This is a genomic window from Paenibacillus sp. PAMC21692, from assembly GCF_014303795.1.
Classification (GTDB): Bacteria; Bacillota; Bacilli; order Paenibacillales; family Paenibacillaceae; genus Pristimantibacillus; species Pristimantibacillus agaridevorans.
The window spans coordinates 3,813,237-3,831,874 of record NZ_CP060293.1 but is presented as its reverse complement, the minus strand read 5'-3'; the positions used below and the strand labels follow the sequence as shown (position 1 = coordinate 3,831,874).

General features: G+C 54.2%; 14 protein-coding genes. All 14 read right to left on the bottom strand.

Features of this window, described 5'->3' with window-relative positions; all coding sequences use genetic code 11:
• Positions 1 to 18 precede the first annotated feature (18 nt).
• A complete protein-coding gene (locus tag H7F31_RS15135; RefSeq protein WP_187104868.1) occupies positions 19 to 3,078 on the bottom strand; it encodes a hybrid sensor histidine kinase/response regulator in 3,060 nt (1,019 codons plus the stop codon).
• Between the two features lie 208 nt (positions 3,079 to 3,286).
• Positions 3,287 to 3,778 carry an NUDIX hydrolase gene (locus H7F31_RS15130; RefSeq protein WP_187104867.1) on the bottom strand — a complete coding sequence of 164 codons (492 nt, stop codon included), beginning with the start codon at positions 3,776 to 3,778 and terminating at the stop codon, positions 3,287 to 3,289.
• 75 nt (positions 3,779 to 3,853) lie between these two features.
• Complete coding sequence (locus H7F31_RS15125; protein WP_187104866.1) at positions 3,854 to 5,158, bottom strand: replication-associated recombination protein A; 1,305 nt, start codon at positions 5,156 to 5,158, stop codon at positions 3,854 to 3,856.
• Between the two features lie 76 nt (positions 5,159 to 5,234).
• Entirely contained in the window at positions 5,235 to 5,999 is a 765-nt protein-coding gene (locus tag H7F31_RS15120) for a class I SAM-dependent methyltransferase (RefSeq protein WP_187104865.1), read from the bottom strand.
• Positions 5,983 to 6,411, bottom strand: coding sequence for a VOC family protein (locus H7F31_RS15115; RefSeq protein WP_187104864.1), 429 nt, complete (start codon positions 6,409 to 6,411; stop codon positions 5,983 to 5,985). Before H7F31_RS15115 ends, H7F31_RS15120 begins: the two co-directional genes overlap by 17 nt.
• A gap of 800 nt (positions 6,412 to 7,211) precedes the next feature.
• A complete protein-coding gene (locus tag H7F31_RS15110; RefSeq protein WP_187104863.1) occupies positions 7,212 to 7,907 on the bottom strand; it encodes a YdeI/OmpD-associated family protein in 696 nt (231 codons plus the stop codon).
• Between the two features lie 2 nt (positions 7,908 to 7,909).
• Positions 7,910 to 8,659 carry a tRNA threonylcarbamoyladenosine dehydratase gene (locus tag H7F31_RS15105; protein ID WP_187104862.1) on the bottom strand — a complete coding sequence of 250 codons (750 nt, stop codon included), beginning with the start codon at positions 8,657 to 8,659 and terminating at the stop codon, positions 7,910 to 7,912.
• A 34-nt stretch (positions 8,660 to 8,693) separates the two neighbouring features.
• Positions 8,694 to 10,511, bottom strand: a complete 1,818-nt coding sequence (gene aspS / locus H7F31_RS15100) for an aspartate--tRNA ligase (protein ID WP_187104861.1) — start codon at positions 10,509 to 10,511, stop codon at positions 8,694 to 8,696.
• A 65-nt stretch (positions 10,512 to 10,576) separates the two neighbouring features.
• Positions 10,577 to 11,824, bottom strand: coding sequence for a histidine--tRNA ligase (hisS, locus tag H7F31_RS15095; protein WP_187104860.1), 1,248 nt, complete (start codon positions 11,822 to 11,824; stop codon positions 10,577 to 10,579).
• 440 nt (positions 11,825 to 12,264) lie between these two features.
• On the bottom strand, positions 12,265 to 13,752 hold the full coding sequence (locus H7F31_RS15090; RefSeq protein WP_187104859.1) for an FAD-dependent oxidoreductase: 1,488 nt from the start codon (positions 13,750 to 13,752) through the stop codon (positions 12,265 to 12,267).
• Between the two features lie 20 nt (positions 13,753 to 13,772).
• Complete coding sequence (locus tag H7F31_RS15085) at positions 13,773 to 14,795, bottom strand: glycoside hydrolase family 130 protein (protein WP_187104858.1); 1,023 nt, start codon at positions 14,793 to 14,795, stop codon at positions 13,773 to 13,775.
• 109 nt (positions 14,796 to 14,904) lie between these two features.
• Positions 14,905 to 16,431: an extracellular solute-binding protein gene (locus tag H7F31_RS15080; RefSeq protein WP_187104857.1), complete on the bottom strand. Its 1,527-nt coding sequence runs from the start codon at positions 16,429 to 16,431 to the stop codon at positions 14,905 to 14,907.
• 289 nt (positions 16,432 to 16,720) lie between these two features.
• Positions 16,721 to 17,611: a carbohydrate ABC transporter permease gene (locus H7F31_RS15075; protein ID WP_261800426.1), complete on the bottom strand. Its 891-nt coding sequence runs from the start codon at positions 17,609 to 17,611 to the stop codon at positions 16,721 to 16,723.
• 16 nt (positions 17,612 to 17,627) lie between these two features.
• The gene (locus tag H7F31_RS15070; protein ID WP_087566483.1) at positions 17,628 to 18,542 is read right to left on the bottom strand and encodes an ABC transporter permease; all 915 of its coding nucleotides are present in this window, start codon (positions 18,540 to 18,542) and stop codon (positions 17,628 to 17,630) included.
• Positions 18,543 to 18,638 lie beyond the last annotated feature (96 nt).

The window sequence follows — 18,638 nt, the reverse complement described above, 5'->3', positions numbered from 1 at the left end:
AACCTTCCTCCCAGCCTGTTACTCATCAGAAATCGCTGAACACGGAATTTCCAGCTTGACTCGGGTGCCATGGCCTTCGCTGCTGCTGATGTCCAGCCTGTGTCCGTACAGCATCTGAAGCCGACGATTGACGTTGCTTATGCCGATCCCTCCAGACTTCCCCTGCTCCAGCATTTGCAGCTTGTCCTCGCTCATCCCGACGCCGTCGTCCTCTACCACGATTTCGATCGCCGCCCCGATTCGCCGCACGGCAATACGTACAGTCCCCCCGGACGGCTTTTGTCCGATTCCGTGCCGCACAGCGTTCTCGACTATCGGCTGCAGCGTCAGGGGCGGTATCATGCAATGCAATTTTTCGTCCGCTTCATAATGAATTTGCAGCCTTTGCCCGAAACGCAGCTGCTCGATAGCCGTGTATGCTTTGACCAACTCGAGCTCGCGGCTCAAGGCAACCATTTCGCTATCGAATACAAACGTAAATTTGGAGCGCAAGTAAGTCGTTAGATGATTAATCGTTTCGCGAAGCTTATCCGTATCCTTATAGCTTAGTCCTACCAAACTGTTTAAGGTGTTATACAAAAAATGCGGCGTAATTTGCGCCTGGAGAAAGTCCATTTCCCTCCGTATCGCGTTTTCCGAAGAGCTTTTCATCGCGAGCAGCGACTGCATCCTTGCTTTCAGTTCCGCCAGTTCGAACGGCTTCTGCACAATATCATTTGCCCCTGCCGCGAAGGAGGCTACAATGTCGCCTGTCTGCCCCGAGGCTGTCAGCATCAGCACAGGCAGCTCCGCAAGTCCTTGCGTGGACCGGATGGCTCGACATACCTCCTGACCCGATATTCCCGTCAGCATCAAGTCGAGCAATATCAAGTCGGGATTGGGGGATCCCCGCAATGCCTCAAGCGCCTCTTCCCCGCTGTTTACCGCCGTATATCCATAACGCAAGGAAGTGACAGCATCGATTAACACTTTAATATTAGAAGGTTCGTCATCTACGATAAGAACATGAAACTGCGCCTCGAGATCCCCTTGCGAAACACCGGACATCATATCGATCGCAGACGGCTCACCCTCCATCGCTGCAGCTGCTTCTTCCGACTGTTTGTCGATCGGCAGCGTAAAGGAAAATGTAGAGCCTCGGCCTACCGTTGACTCCACATGGAGCTTGCCTCCGTGGAGCTCTACCAATTGCTTCGTAATGCCAAGCCCCATACCAAGACCGATGCCAAAACCTCTGCGAACAGGATCCTTGCCTTCGTCCTCATACTTTACAAAAGGCTGAAAAATTTCGGCGAGCGCTTGTGCCGGAATGCCAATCCCGGTATCGGTGACGGTTACGACCAAGAGATCATCCTTCCGCTCGGCTGCTATGCTTACCGTTCCGCTTTCCGTAAAATTCAATCCGTTCTCCAGCAAGTTGTGCAAAATCTGCTTTAACCGGTTTTCATCGGCGATGACCAGAGGCAGCTCGCTCGGCAGCGCGTTGACGAGCCTCACTTCCTTATTGACAGGTGCAATCGACAACGTCTCCATAACGAATTGAACGGAATTTCTGAGATTGACCGAAGTAGGATGAATCAATAGCTGACCATGCTTGATCCGGTTCATGTCGAGTATATCGTGTACGATTCCGGCGAGACGCCGCCCCATCAGATGAAGCAGGCGGATGTTGTCGCGATGGTCGTCTTGCAGAGGGCGATCCCGGTTGTCAAGCAACGACTGGGAAAAGTTAATGATGCCATGCAACGGCGTTCGCAGTTCATGCGATGTTTTGACCAAAAAATCGTCTTTCTGGCGGTCATAGATTAGTAGTTGCTCGGCCAGCTGTGTACTCTTGCGGAAGTTCTCCTGAAGCCGCTCCGACATAAGCAATGCCTGGGACAAGACGAGCAGCAGCGGAGTAACGATCATGTAGAAAGGGTTATCCAATGCGAGCTGATAACGCAATTGCGCAAAAAGCCAGGTCACGATCAGGAAGAAGACGCCTAGCAGCGTATAATAACTGCCATGGACGCCCCTGCTGCGACTGCGGAACACGCTGTACACGATCGTCGCGAATACGGCAAATTGAACAGGTATGGCCAGCCAAAGCGTCGATGTCAAATAACGGTTGGGCAATACGATAATAAGCGCCAAAAACACATACGCGAATCTGCTTAACCAAACAAATACGACATTTTTTTGTTGACCGAGATAGTTGTGGACATAGGTGGCAAAAAAATAAAACGCGAACAAAGATAAAATAAAAATCAGCTTTTGCAGCAACGAAAAGGGGAGTTCCGGAAAAAGAATCATCGCCAATATTTCATTGTCGATGCTGAAAAACAAACCGGTCGACAAACAAAAAAGGCAAAAATGCATTAAATATCTTTCCTTGCCCCATTGTCTAAACATGCCCGCATAATATAATCCGAATGCCAGCATGATGGTGATCAATGTCATGTCGGCCAGTCGCGCGGCATCGAGTTGAGCCTTTACATCGTTCGTCAACCCGAAATCCGGAGCCTGAACGACTCCTCCTCCCAAATAGTCGTAGCTGGCTACTTGAATGATGATTTCCGCCACGCCTTGCTCCAGCATAACCGATCCGAAGAACGGAGCGTTGCTTGGGACAAATTGTTCAGCCGCCATGGACGGATTGCCGTTTCCTCCAATATCGTACCCATTTATATAAATACGGCTGGACAACCGGATCTTATTGGCGCGCAAGCTATAGATTCCCGACTCGTTTACTTGCAGCAGCAGGCGATAGGTGGCGGCGCCGTGACCGTTATTGTAACCGGAAGTGAACATCTTTTTTAAACTGCCCGGCACCTGAACAACCTCTCGCGACGATTCGAGCCGCGCTGCGTCCGCCCGGAAATCATCCGGCCCGAGCAGCATGTTCTCGTACAGCTCCCACTCGCCCCGCAGCTCCAGTACGCCATCATCCGCAAAACTCCAGCCCCTCGCGTCCAGGAGGCCGTCGACGGCTTCGATCTTCCGATCGGAAGGAGAAAGCCACTGGTATACGCTAAAAATATTAACAAGACCAAATATGACGATCATCCCGAACAAAACGATATGTTTGTTGTACATGTATGCCATCCTGCTCCAATCCTCAAGCTCCATCCTCTACATAACATTCTGCATAAATCGACACGATCCTCCTCCCGTTCGACAACAATACCGGTTCAGGCAAATACGTACAGAAAAACCCAGTACCTTAGGCGGTACTGGGTCATAAATATCCGGATGGATTGTACACAACTGGCATGGGATCTATAGCTTTTCGACAGCCCTTTGTTTATTTTGGACTGGCAGCCTGACCGACAACGGCATCCCAGCCTATGCTGCGGAACCAGAGCTTGTCCTGATTTTCGCACAGGGCGACCTGGACGTATTCGATCATATTCGAAGGCAGCTCGCTCAGCGGGAACCATCTCAGTTCCTCGCATTTATGCGGCTCCATGTTCTTGATCTCGCCTTTCCAGGCCCTTACGGTTAAATAAAAATCGATCCACTCCGAACCGGATCCGTTAGGATTCCTGCGATGGGCGACGCCGGTCACTTCCAGCCCGGACGGGTCAATATCGACGCCGGCCTCTTCCTTAGCCTCTCTAATCGCGGCCGCTTTCACTTCTTCGTTGCCATCGATCCGTCCCGCTACCACGCTCCACTTGCCATCCTCGAAGCCCGTATTTTTCCGCTTTAGCAACAACACTTGATCTTCACGGAAAAACAGGAGATGAACCGCTCCGTAAAATACAGGCGTTCTTTTAACAACAACTTCCGCCATGCTGCTCGTTTCCCCTTCTCCATTCGTTTCTTCGCCAACCCGGCAATAAAAAGCGTCAAAAACGAACCAGCAGCTTTAAGTGGACCGACGCTGCTGGTTTTGTTTGATTCGATCCTCCGTCCCCTGCTCCGAGGCATGGTAGAACGTCTTGCTGGCGATTGGATCCGGCAAGTACTGCTGCTTGACGTAATGGCCAGGATAATCATGCGGATACTTATAACCCTCGTGGCCGAGCTCCGCTGAGCCCTTATAATGGGTATCGCGCAGATGCAGCGGAACTTCGGCATTGCCAGCCCGCTCGATCGCACTCATTACATTGCCGATCGCGACGGCCGTCGCATTGGACTTGGGACTTTCCACAGCGAATAGAATCGCTTGGGCGATATTGTATTTGGCCTCCGGCCAGCCGATCTTGTGATAAGCGTCCATCGCCGTTACGGCTTGTATCATTGCTTGCGGATTCGCAAGTCCGATGTCCTCGCTGCACGCGACGATAAGTCTGCGAATAAACGTCATGGGATCCATGCCGAGCCTCTCCACCGCGTAGAGAAACCAGAACAACGCAGCGTCGCTGGAGCCGCGCACGCTCTTGTGGAAGGCTGAAAGCACGTCGTATTGCGTGGACAGATCCGCCCGGATGGTCGGCTTGCGTATGGACTCCTGCGCCACCTCCAGCGTTAGCTGGACGGTCCCATCCGGCTGCGAGGGCGTCGTCACCGCCGCCAACTCCAGCGCGTTGAGCGCCCGCCTGATATCGCCTCCGGCCATCGCCGCGATGTGGTCCAGCGCATCCTCGTCCGCCTGCAGCTGCATAAAGCCAAGCCCCCGCTCCGCATCTGCAAGCGCACGCCTCATCGCTTCCAGCGCGTGACGCTCTTCCAGCGCCTGCAGCTGGAACAATGTCGAGCGCGACAACAAGGCTCCGTTTACATGATGGAACGGATTTTCGGTCGTTGCTCCGATAAACACGATGATGCCTTGCTCCACAGCCGGCAGCAGCGCGTCCTGTCTCGACGTATTGAAACGATGGACCTCATCGAGGAACAAAATCGTTTTCTTGCCGTACAACGTCTTGTTGCTGCGAGCGCGGTCGATAACGTCGCGAACATCCTTGACGGAAGCGTCAACGGCGTTCAGCTTAACAAAGTCTCCCTTCGTTGTCAGGGAGATGATATGGGCTAACGTCGTTTTGCCGCAGCCGGGAGGGCCGTACAGCAGAATCGACGATACTTGATCGCCTTGGATGGCTCGTCTGAGCAGCTTGCCCTCGCCCACGATATGTTCTTGTCCGATATATTCGTCCAGCGTCCGGGGTCTCATCCGGTCCGCCAGCAGCTTGGCTCGCGGCGACTCTTCTTCCTGGTACGTAAACAAATCCATGGCACAGCTCAATCCTTCATACGAAAATGATGTAATGATAATTCAATCATAGCATATCCGTACAAACGTTCGCCACCTATAAGCGGCCCCAGTACAGCTCCGTATCGTAAACGATCGTCACGAATCCATTCTCCTGGTTGGCTTCGAAGATCGAAGCAAGTTTCTCCATCATAGGCTCATGATTGGGATGGCCCGGCAGCGGACAATAAGAGGAAGAGAGCAGTCTTCCCTTTACGCCTTCGGCATCCAACCGCTGCTCCGACGCAAATACATCAAGAGCGGGTCCTCCATCTCGGAAAAACGAAGCGATAGTAGCGGGCGTTATATATTTATGCGCCACCTTCTCGTAATCCGTTCCGTAATCGAGGAGCAACTGCTCGAATTGGTCCAAGAATGGCGTTCCTTTTGTTCGCCTGGAATTCCAGATGAGCGCGACCTGCCCATCCGGCTTCAGAATGCGGCGGAATTCTTCTCGGGCAGCAGCTCTATCGAACCAGTGAAACGATTGCGCGCAGACGATATGGTCTACCGACTCATCTTCCAGTTCCGTTACTTCCGCGGAAGCCGCGACGGACGTGTAACGCGAATTGTCCGCATGTCTTTTTTCCGCCGCTCCCCTCATGGCTTCATTAGGCTCGATGGCCACGACCCTGCTGCCGCGGTCCAGCAGCAGACCGGAGAAAATGCCAGTGCCCGCTCCAACATCGGCAATGATGCTTTCCTCGGAGAAGCCGACCTTTGAATACAGAAAGTCCAGCGCCGCGGCCGGGTAACTTGGTCGATACTTCACATAAGAATCTACGCGTTCCGTAAATCGTTCCTTGCTATTCAGGCTGCTCATCTCTTTTTTCCTCCTTCGACATGGTCGATACTCCGTCGCTATCGTATTGCAGAAATTCCAGCCGATTGCCGAACGGATCCTCCGCGAACAATCGTTGCAGTCCTTCATCTTCCCTCAGCGCATCGTCAGTGACAGGAAATCCTGCCTCGACCAGTCTGTTACGAAGCTCATCCAAGCCGATCATCGCGAAGCCAGGATGCGCCTTCTTCGCAGGCCGAAAATCTGCCTGAACGCCGATATGAACCTCGTGCATCCCGCATCGGAACCAAGCTCCGCCGCGCGACTGCAGGCTCGCCGGCTTGGGCAGCTCCTCCCATCCCAAAACGCCGCCGTAGAAACGTCTCGCTTCGGCTTCGCATCCCGCTGGCGCAGCAAGCTGCACATGGTCGATCCCCGTGAAACGAATGGTCATCCGCATTCCCTCCTTTTGAGGTTCGAACGTCGATCGGTTCTTCCGTCGATCGGTCACTTTTACATGATTACTTTTGATCCGAGACGTAAACGCAGGTACATCCATCAACAGAAACGAATACTCAACAGGTTGCTCGTTGAAGTTTCGCATGGTGAAACCGTGTTTTATTTCTTTATGTGACATATTTTATCCCACTTTTAACATTCGCACAATCGCTTAACGGATCTATTTTTCAAACTAATTCATCAACACCGGCGAGATACGGTGCTCGGTTTTTCATACACATAACTGACTTTTCATCTATATTCAGCGCTTCCCCATCAGTACCGCCTATCGAAGCATACTTTTTTGCTTCGGTTCGCGGTTTGGCGTCTGAGTACATAGGCACTGTGCGGGCACCATATAGTTGACTTTCCGACCAATGTTGGGACGGGATTGGCTCGGGAAGCAGCTTCCCCCTCTAACAAAAACAACCGCCGCCGGACGAGTGTTACACTCATCCGACGGCGGTTTCTATATACCTGATACATATGTCGACGTTTTTCCTGTAACATGAACCGTACAGCAGAGGTGTCGTTGTCCTCCACAGCCTGTCGACGTTACATTCTGTCTGGTTTCGCAGTCAAACCTGCTGGGCTATCGACGGTTTCATAGTTAAACCTAATGGCCTGTCGACGATTTCGCAGTTGCCCCAGCCAGCCGGCCGGCCGATAGCCCCGTTCACGATTTTACTTGTCCGCCGGACGACAACCGCATTCTCGTTCTTACTTGTCCGTCGGCCGAGAGCCCCGTCCGCGACCCTACTTGTCCGTGGGACGCTTCCGCCCCTGCTCGAGCTTCTCGATCGTTGCGGCGACTCGCTTCGTTCGCGTGTCTTCCCGCTTCGCGTCCAGAATCCACCGCAAATAATCGCGTTTCATGGAGTCGGTCAACGTTGCGAAGAAGTCCGCCGCGGCGGGAGAGGCTTGCAGAGCCTTGGTCAGATCGGCCGGCATTTCGGGCAAAGCCGCGTCAGCAACGCGAATCACCTCTGAACGATTACCTGCGCTTTCCTGCTCCCGCTCCCGCTTGGCGCGCGTCTTGCCGGAATCGCCCGCGCCAGCCGGACGGAACCGAAGGGCCGACCAAGTCTCGTTCATGGATATATTGGAAACGGCATCCATGTCGAGAGCCTTCATAAACTGCCAGCCGCTGTCCCGGTTGACGTCCGTCTTGATGCCCGAAGAGCCCTTGGGATAGCTGATCCAAAGCAGCCCGTCCCACCGGACGGCGCCGATCGCCGCCGGAGCCCTCTCCGCCAATTCGGCCATGGACGATACGAACAGATGAACATAATCGTAGCTTGCCGAATCCAGCTTGACATCCGCATCCGTACTTAAGCCCGCAATTGCCGGGAGGCCAAGCTCTCCTAACACATCGTAACCGGCCGGAGGGAACAGAACGACGGCCTTGGCGCCATCCGTCAGGCGAAGTTTGCGGACTAGCTCGCCGTTCATGTTTAGTTGCCCCCGCTTTCAAGCAGATCCTTCACCACGACGCTGACCATGATGAGTCCCGCAACGGGCGGAACGAACGAGTTGCTCGACGGAGGCTGCTTGGCCTTCCGAATTTCGGGCGCGTTCTCCGGCACGATTTTTTGCGTCACGTCTTCGCGCGGTTTGATGGGATCCTCGTCCGAGAAGACGACCTTGACGCCGCGTTTGATGCCGTCCTTGCGCAGCTTCGTCCGTACGACCCGGGCGATCGGATCCGTGTGCGTCTTGGAGATGTCCGCCACCTTAAAGCGAGACGGGTCCATCTTGTTAGCCGCGCCCATGCTGGAGATGACGGGGATGCCCCTCTCCAGGCACTGCTTGATCAGATGCACCTTGTAGATGATCGTGTCGGACGCGTCGACGACGTAATTCAGCTCGTATTCGAACAGCTTCTCGTACGTCTCCTCCGTATAGAACATGCGAAGGGAAATAACGTCGCATTCCGGATTGATCAGCTTGATGCGGTCCTTCATCAGATCCGCCTTGGGCTGGCCGACCGTCGTCGTCAGCGCGTGAATCTGGCGGTTGATGTTCGTAATGTCGACAACGTCCTTGTCGATCAAAATAATCCGGCCCACGCCGGTGCGTGCCAGCGCCTCGGCGGCAATAGCTCCAACGCCGCCGATGCCGAGCACGGCCACCGTGCTGCCTTTCATAATATCGAGCCCCTCGGGGCCGATCGCAAGCTCCGTTCGCGAGAATTGATGCAGCATGTTCGCCGCCTCCTTCTTCCGTCTAAAGTCCGGACTACTGGTTGGATTCGCCGGCCGGCGCGCCTGCTGCCGCCGCAGCTACGGGTTTCGGCTTCAGAACCGTGCGGATATGCAGCTGCTCAAGCTGCGAAAGCTCGACTTCGGACGGAGCATCGCAGAGCAGGTCGGTTGCGCTCGCCGTCTTAGGGAAGGCGATCGTCTCTCTAAGGTTCGTACGGCCCGCAAGCAGCATGACCAGACGGTCGAAGCCGAACGCGATGCCGCCGTGCGGAGGCGTGCCGTAGTCGAACGCGTCCAACAGGAAGCCGAACTTCTCGTGCGCTTCGTCCATCGTGAAGCCCAGCGCCTTGAACATTTGCTCCTGCACCTCGCGTTTGTAGATCCGCATGGAGCCGCCGCCTACTTCGTAGCCGTTCAGCACGAGATCGTACGCCTGAGCGCGGATCTTGCCCGGATCGGTGTCGAAGTAATGGAGATCCTCTTCCTTCGGACGCGTAAACGGATGATGTTCCGCCACGTAACGTTTCGCTTCTTCATCCCAGCCAAGCAGCGGGAAGTCTACGACCCAGGCAAACTTGAACTTGGAATCGTCGATCAGTCCGAGATCGCGGCCGAGCTTCAGACGCAGGTTGCCGAGCACGTCCGCGACTACCTTCGGTTTGTCTGCGGAGAACGTAAGAAGGTCGCCTTCTTCTACGCCTAGACGTTCCGTCAGAGCCGCGATTTCCTCTTCCTTCAGGAACTTCACGATCGGACCGCGCCATTCGCCGTCCTTTACCGTAATCCAGGCAAGGCCTTTGCCGCCGTAACGCGCAGCAAACGGCTGCAGGTCGTCAAGCTCCTTGCGGCTCCAGCTCGCGCAGCCCTTGGCGTTCAGCGCCTTCACGACGCCGCCTCCAGCTGCCACGCTAGCGAATACCTTCACGTCGCTGCCGGAGACGATGTCCGTAATGTCTTCGATCTCCAGACCGAAACGCAGATCCGGCTTGTCGGAGCCGTATTTGTTCATGGCGTCCGCATAAGTGATGCGTTGGAACGGAAGCTCAAGCTCTACGCCGACCGTCTCGCGAAGCAGCCTCGCGGACAATTGCTCCATCATGCCGAGCAGCTGGTCTTGGGAGAGAAAAGAAGTCTCGATGTCGACCTGCGTGAACTCGGGCTGACGGTCCGCGCGAAGATCCTCGTCGCGGAAGCAGCGCGCGATTTGGTAGTAGCGCTCCAGGCCGCCGACCATAAGCAGCTGCTTGAAAATTTGCGGAGATTGCGGAAGAGCAAAAAATTCGCCTTCGTGCACGCGGCTCGGCACGAGGTAATCGCGTGCGCCTTCCGGCGTGCTCTTGGTCAGGATCGGCGTCTCGACTTCGATGAAACCTTCGTTGTCCAGGAAGTCGCGGAAAATCTTTGCGGACTTGGAACGAAGCAGAAGCGTCTTCTGCATTTCCGGACGGCGAAGATCCAGGTAACGATACTTCAGTCGGAGCGATTCGTCGACTTCCACACCGTCCTCGATTGGGAACGGAGGCGTCTTGGCGGCGTTCATCACTTCGATTACGGTTACGCGAATTTCGATTTCGCCGGTAGCCAGGTTCGCGTTGTACGTTTCCGGATCGCGCTCGACTACTTTGCCGGTTACCGCAAGCACGTATTCGTTGCGGGCGCGGTCGGCGATAGCCAAGGCATCTCCGGAGAAATCAGGGTTGAATACCGTTTGCACGATGCCCGTGCGGTCGCGAAGGTCGATAAATAATACTCCGCCAAGGTCGCGGCGACGCTGCACCCAGCCGTTCAAAGTAACCGTCTGGCCTACGTCCTTTTTCGTCAATGTTCCGCAGCTATGCGTCTTCAACATCATGTTCATCAAACTCCTCTTATTGGACTAAATTAAGGTCTTGTCAAATGTCTTCCAAGTATTTTGCACTATCTCAAGATCTCGTCGGCCAGAGCCGACAAGGCAACCGACCGCTGATCTCCCGTCGCCATCTCCTTGAGCATGATCTCTCCGCGGGCAAGCTCGTCGTCTCCCAGAATGGCCGTGAACCGTGCGCTCAGGCGGTCCGCCGACTTCATCTGCGCCTTCATCTTGCGTCCCTGGTAATCGCGCTCGGCGCGAATGCCTCGCGCGCGAAGCTGGTAGACCGTCTTCGATACTTCGCGTTCGGCGGCTTCCCCAAGGGCGACAACGTAAACGTCGATGCCGTTAAGCTCCGGCAGCTCCGTATTCTGGTGTTCCAGCAGCAACACCGTACGCTCCAGGCCGATGCCGAAGCCTACGCCCGGTTGGTCGGGACCGCCGATGCCTGCGACCAGACCGTTATAACGTCCGCCGCCGCCGACCGTATCGATGGCGCCGATGCCTTCCGCTTTGAACTCGAACGCCGTGTGGGTGTAATAATCCAGTCCCCGAACCAAACGGTGATTGATCTCGAACGGAATGTCCATATCTGTTAGACATTGCTGCACTTTCTCGAAGTGCGTCCGACATTCGTCGTCGAGACTGTCCAGTATGGAAGGCGCATCCGTAAAATGTTTCTGATCCGTCTTGCAATCCAGCACCCGGAGCGGATTGCGATCCATCCGGGATTGACAATCCTTGCAGAGAATTTCGCGCTTGGGCTCCAGGAACGCCAGCAGCCGCTCGCGGAACGCCGCGCGAATCTCCGGAGTACCCACGGAATTCACTTCGACGCGAACGCCCTTTAAGCCAACCTCCGTATAGAAGCTGTAACCCAAAGCGATAACCTCCGCATCCAGAGCGGCGTCGACTGCTCCGATCGCCTCTACGCCGAACTGATGGAACTGGCGGTAACGTCCCGCCTGTGCCCGCTCGTACCGAAACATCGGACCGATATAGTACAGCTTCGACAAGTCCGGCTCGCCGAACAGTTTGTTCTCCACGTAGCCGCGAACGACTCCCGCCGTTCCCTCCGGCCGGAGCGTCAGACTGCGGTCGCCGCGGTCGATGAAGGTGTACATCTCCTTCTCGACGATATCCGTCGTCTCCCCGACTCCCCGCTGGAACAACTCCGTCGATTCGAACATCGGCGTCCGGATCTCTCGGAAGTTGTAGCGTCTGCACAGCTCGCGTGCTTTGCCCTCAACGAATTGCCATCTCTCGACCGCGCCCGGCAGGATATCCTGCGTGCCCGGCGATTTCTGATATTTCATCCCGTACTCCTCCATTCTCTGTCCATCTGAAAATCAAAAAACTCCCGCCCCTCCCGGCATAAGCTGCCGCAAGGGACGAGAGTTGTAGCTCCCGTGGTACCACCCACATTCCGAACCATGTCTTCGCGCAAGCAACCGCGAGCCATGATTCTCTCCAGGACGGGTAACGACCGTCAAACGCATGTACGGCTATTGAGGCACCATGGCCGGAGCTAGCGGCAATGCCGCATGTCGTGGGTGTCCGTTCGCCGAATGTTCTCGGGGAGGTTCTTCATACCACCGGAATAAGGACGCTTGCAGCCTTGGCGTCCCTCTCTGCGTACTCCAAAGAGGAATTACTTTGTCCCGTCATCGAATCCATATGACAATAATAGATGTAATTTTACCTTCCCGCAGGACATAAGTCAAGAGATCGCATTGACGCCGCGAACGAAGACGCATTACATCAACACTTGTCCGTCCTCCAGCAATCGTTCACGCAGCTTCCCGTAATCCACTGCCTGAACGGACGCATCCGCTTCCAGCGCCAGAGCCGCGGCCGTTGCCGCCGATTGGCCCAGTACCATGAATACCGGCTCCATGCGGATCGAACCGTATGCGATGTGGGAAGCGGACAGGCATACGGGCACAAGCAGGTTCGCGCATTGTTCTTCCTTCGGCACGATCGAGCGGTAGCTGATCGGATAAGGACCGCTCAGCTTGATCTGCACGTCGCCTTCGTTTACGACGTACCCTTCCGCGCTCACATGCCGCTGCGTGTTGTGCGAATCCATCGTGTAGGAGCCTTTCCCGATGGGGTCCGAAACGGCCTGCCGCAGGAAAATATGGTTCTCGTTCATAACAAATTCGCCGATCATCCGCCTGGATTCCCGGATATACAACTGCGGCGACCAATGGTCATTCTCCACGAATTCGTCGAGGGGCAGTCCCCAAGGCGCATAAAACGAACGAATTTCCTGCGGCACGCGCTCATGGTGCTGCAGCGTCCATATCAAGCCGCGCTGATGGCGCTCGTGCGCGGCGGCTATCGTCTCCCGCTCCGCATAAGAGGCTTCGGGATATTCGTCATTGTATCCGATGAAATCCGTCGAGAAACCTTTGTCATTATTCGAATCCGTCTTGCGATTAGGCACGCCGTTCAACTTAAAGAAAATCTTCTCGCCTTGCTCGATGGCCCGGAACAAAAGCTCGTAATCCCGTTCATCGTAACCTTCCGGTTGTTCGACAAAGACGCGATTGAGCGGATCATCGGTCAGACACATCCGATAGCAATAGGCTTGGATGCGATGATCGCCTTGGCCGTCATCGCCGCCGGCATCCGGGTTGACGCCCGGCAGCAAGCCGCTTGCGGGATTGCCCTTCACGACGTAAGGGTCGATTCCGCGCGGAAGTTGGTTCTTAACGGCTACCCCAGATTGAATGCCGTTGTATAACTCCCCATATACCTTATTGGATTCCCGGCCAGTCGCATACGACACGCCCGCAGCCTTCATAAGGTCGCCTTCATACCCGGTATCCATGTACATCCGGCCGTTGTAGATGCGACCGGATTCCATGCGGATCGAGATCAAACGATTGCCTTTCTTCACAACCGGATCGGCCGGATCAAGCCGCTCGCCTAACCGTACGTCGATCCCATATTCCTCGACCCATTCATGGAATACGGCCAGCGCTTCCTTCGGCTCGAACAACCATGCCGCATGCTCGGAGCCATACCTGCGGCCGAGCCGCCTGTAGAAGTCGAGCGATAGCCCGCCGATCGCGCTCTTGTCGCCGAAGTCGGTGTCGCCTAATCCGCCGCTGCTAAGCCCGCCAAGCCGATTAGTCGGCTCCAGCACGACTGCGCGCAGCCCCATTTTGCCTGCCTGCACGGCGGCAGCAAGCCCTGCGGATGTCCCTCCATAGATAACCAAATCGTAAGTCGTCATTTCCTCCCGCCTTCCGCTCTTTATTTAACGCCTTCCAGACACAATGCGATTAAATCGTCCACATGCGCCGTAGCCAGACACTCGACGGTGTCGGCGGCGCCATAATAGATTTTAACTTCACCGTCTTCTTCAAGGATCATGCCGCCTGGAAAAATGACATTGTTGCGAAATCCGCCCTCCACCTCGTATGAAGCCTCGGGCGCGAGCAACGGCCCACGATACTGCCCGATCACCTTGCGCGGATCGTCCAGGTCAAGCAGCATAAGGCCGGCGCAATACCGTTTCTTCCAGGCAGACTCCCAGCCGTTTTTGCCGCGCGACGGATCGATGTCGACCGCATGGAACGTTGTCAGCCACCCATGCTTCGTGCGTACCGGCGGCGCTCCGGGACCAACCTTGTCGTTGGCGTACTCCACGTCCTCGACACCCAGCACCAGCGACGAACGACCCCAATAGATAAGGTCAGGCGACTCGGACAGCCACAGATCGAACCGGTCGCGTCCGCCCCGGCCGTACACGGGCATCGGCCTCTCCAGCCGCATATAACGGCCGCCTATCCGCTCCGGGAACAGCACCATGTTCCGATTGTCCGGCACGCTCAAACTCAATACGTCGAATTTCGCAAAATCTTCCGTCACGGCAATGCCGCCGCGCAGCCCATGCCTCGTATCCATGGCGAAGCACATATAGACTTTGCCGTCCATTACGGTCAACCGCGGGTCGTAAACCCGATACACCTCCTCATCGCTCCATTGCCAGATCGGCGCGGATTGCACCTGCCAGTTAACGCCGTCGTCGCTTGTCGCCAGCCCCAGATTTGTCGTCCGTCCAGGGTACACCTCTTCCGTTTCTTCGTTGCCATAATCGTTGCGGAACACCATCACATATTTGCCCTCGTATTTCGCCACACCGGCATTAAACACCATTGCCGGACCGTAAGGCACCTGGCGGGGCGACAGCACAGGATTATGGGCATGCCGACGGATGACTGGAGCAGACTTAAGTTGTCCGATCAGAGATTCTCTCGAAGAATGAATATTCATGGGGGACGCTCCCTTCTAGTCTAGCTATCGTATCAATTCCCTGAATTTCAACGAATCGGGACCCCGACAGCGCCGGAGCCCCGAACTCTTGCTTATTTGTACACTTACCTTATTTGTTCACGTACCAGGCATTGATTTCTTGAACGACTTCTTCGCCCCCAGCGCTGTTCCATGCTTTCTGCAGGCTTGCGATGCCGTCATCCGTTACACCGTCAACGATCATCTTGATCAGATAGTCGTTAACCGTGGTGCCCAGTTTGGCGCTGGACGCCGAGTACTTCGGCAGAAACGGCGAGAACGCCAGCGGATCCTGGTGAGTCTGTTCCTTCGGAATATTGTTGACGATCTGGAAATTGTCGAACATCGGCTTGTTCTTCTGCAGACGCGCTTGCCAATAGGTTACGAAGTTCGCTTCATCCATGCCGATGACGAAGTTGCTCGCTTGTCCTCTCGTATTGGCGAAAGACGGCTCAATCGGAATATAATTGCCATTCTCCACCTTGTAATCCACGCCTTCTTCACCGATAAAGAGTCCTTTGAATACTTCCGGCTCCAGCAGCGCATTGATCATCTTAACCACGTCTTCGGCATGCTTGGAAGACTTCGGCACGAAGGTGATTTTGTTGAATCCTCCTACTATGGTGAATCCGCTAAGTCCGTTAGGACCCTTCATAGGGGGAATGAATTGATATGCTGCATCAGGCACATTTTTTTTCAAAGCTTCGTCGTAGCCCGGAATCGAAGACCAGCGCGTCCACAGCACGCCTGCACGTCCGCTCGTGAATTTTTCGGCTGAAGTCGCGGATTTATTGGTCGCGAATTCTTTATCGAGCAATCCCTGTTCGTATAGCGAGCGTATGAATACCGTATAATTTTTTAGTTCGGGATGGCTAGAGACGTTTTCGATTTTTCCATCTATCTCATTCCAATGCCCATAGATCCCGAAAGCGCCCATGATATTGTCGATCAGGCCGGAGCTGTCCATCGTAAAGGGGATGTTGTTTTTTCCGTTGCCTCCCGGATCCTTCTCCTTGAATGCTTTCAGTACATCCATAAATTCATCCAGCGTTGTCGGCATTTCCTTGCCGACCTTCTCCAGCCAATCGGTGCGGATAAGCAATCCGCTGCTCACGTAGCTGACATTGAGCGTTGGGATCCCGTAAATTTTCCCATCCACGGTTGCGCCGGCGAGAGACTCTTGGGAAATCGCCTGCTTAATATTCGGCCCGAACTGTTCGATCAGCGGCGTGAGATCCGTCAAGGCGCCGTTCTGTGCGAAGTTAAAGAAATCCTGCTTATTCATCGCATCGATGAAGTCGTAATCCGTGCCCGAAGCCATGATCAAATTCAGCTTATCGCTAGGCTTCTCCTGCGGCAGCATGTCGTTCTTAACTTTGTAGCCTGTCTTCTCTTCCACGTACTGATTTACCGGGTACGTGTTGTAATCTTCCTGCATGTAGTTGCGTAATCCTTTGAGCGTCGGCTTCACTTCCGGAGCCGCCTCCGAACCGGCAGGCGGCGCGCTGGCGCTTGGCTTGTTTCCGGCATTTTCATTTTTTCCGCCGCAAGCTGCCAGTACAGTCGTGAAGGATAACATCAGAACGATCGTTGCTACCAGCCATTGTTTCCTTGACATGTGAACCCCTCCATGAGTTTCATTATAAATAATCCCTTGGCGCTTGCTCTATAGCGGTTGTTCAAAAAGTCCGCTTTTGATCACGAAGTATCCCAAGAGGCTTACTCGACATCGAATATTGAATTCAGGCGAAACTTCCGGTGCTCACGTAGCTTACACTACGCTCCGCTCCTCACTTTCTACCTTCTTTCAATCTTCTCGGTGCTGAAAACCGAACTTTTTGAACTCGAACTTATAGAAAGCACAAGAGGTTATTCCGCTTGAACCGGCGCTTGTACTGCCGCCGTGGTCAACCTTTAACGGATCCGATCAGAATTCCCTTGATGAAATACTTCTGCAGCAGCGGATAGACGAGCAGGATCGGAATCGTCGAGACGATGATCGTCGCGTTGCGTATGCCTTCGGGAGACAAGTTGAGCAGCGAATCGATGTCCTGATTTAGCAGATTCTCGTCCGAGGCTTGTAAAACGATGTCTCGCAAGTACAGCTGCAGCGGCTTCAGCGCCGGATCATTTAAGTACAGCATCGGAGAGAACCAGTTGCTCCAATAGGCGACCGCATAGAATAAGCTGATCGTAGCAAACACGGGCGCCGAAATCGGAATGATGATGCTAAACACGATTCTCAGATTGCTCGCTCCGTCAAGCTTCGCCGATTCTTCCAGGCTCTCCGGCAGACTCTCGTAATAGTTTTTCATCAGGAGCATGTTGAATACGTTGATAAGAGCGGGCAATATGAGCGAACCCAGATTGTCCATCAAATTCAAATTTTTAATGAGCAAATAGGAAGGCACCAATCCGCCGTTGAACAACATCGTGAAAATATAGAGCAACAAGATAAATTTAATGCCGGGCAGATGTTTCTTCGATAGCGGATATGCGGTTACGGCAGTGAAAAGGACCGATCCCAGCGTGCCGACGACAGTAACGTAGATCGAAACCAGGAACGCTTTCTGGAATAATTGATCGCGTATGACGAATATCATATTTTCCATCGTGAAGGCTATCGGCATCAGCCCGACTTTGCCGGATATAATCGCCCAGTTGGAGCTGAGAGACTTGGCGAGCACGTTAAGAAACGGAAACAGGCAGAGAATGGCCGAGCCGATCAGGATGATGTATACGAGCCAGATGTAAACCCGTTCGGATAATGACTGCTTTATTTTCATTGAATTTCCCAATTTCGTCTGCCCCTTTCTACCATATGCTCTTGCCCGTAACCCGCTTGGCCAGTGCGTTGCCGCCGATGACGAGGATAAATCCGATCACCGACTCGAACAGCCCGACGGCGGTCGAGAAGCTGTATTCCATTGAGGTAAGCCCCATTCGGTAAATGTAAGTTCCAATGACATCGCCTGTCTCATAGACGGTCGGGTTGTACAGGAGCAGAATCTGTTCGGTTCCCGCTTCCAGCACGCTGCCGATCCGCAATATGAGCATAAGCACGATCGTCGAAGCAATCCCGGGCAGCGTGATCGTAAAGACCTGCTGAATGCGGCTTGCGCCGTCAAGCTTGGACGCCTCGTACAATTCCGGATCGAGCCCTGCGATCGCAGCGATAAAGATGATAGCGTTCCATCCCGCTTCCTTCCAACCGGCCGTGGCTACGATTACGCTGCGGAAATAGCCGTTGTCCATAAAAAAGTTGATCGGTTCTCCGCCGAAGTAGGAGATGATTCCATTTACAATGCCGGTTTGCGGAGACATGATGTTGACGAACAAACCGGCGATGATGACCCACGACAGAAAATGTGGCAAATAAATAATCGTCTGAATCGTACGTTTGAACCACATGCGGCCGACTTCATTCAGCAAAATCGCAATGATAATCGGAATTGGAAACAGGATGACGATCTTATATAAGCTGATGAGCAGCGTGTTCGTCATGATGCTTCCGAATTCATCCGAGGCGAACAGTCTCTCGAACTGCTTAAACCCTACCCATGGGCTATCGCCAATTCCTTTGAAAATGTTGAAATCCTGAAACGCGATGACCAGGCCGTAAATCGGCGTGTATTTGAATATGGCCAAAAAGACGAGTCCCGGAATCAAGAGCAGGTACAAATCGTAATTGCGCTTGATTTGCGATATCCAATGATTACCTCTGTTCATGCTGTCCCTCCAATCCTGCGTTAGTCGTGCTTGTTCATAGATTCATGATACATGTCGGGATGCAGGGAGCGTGAGGTACAGATTTAAGAGGGAATA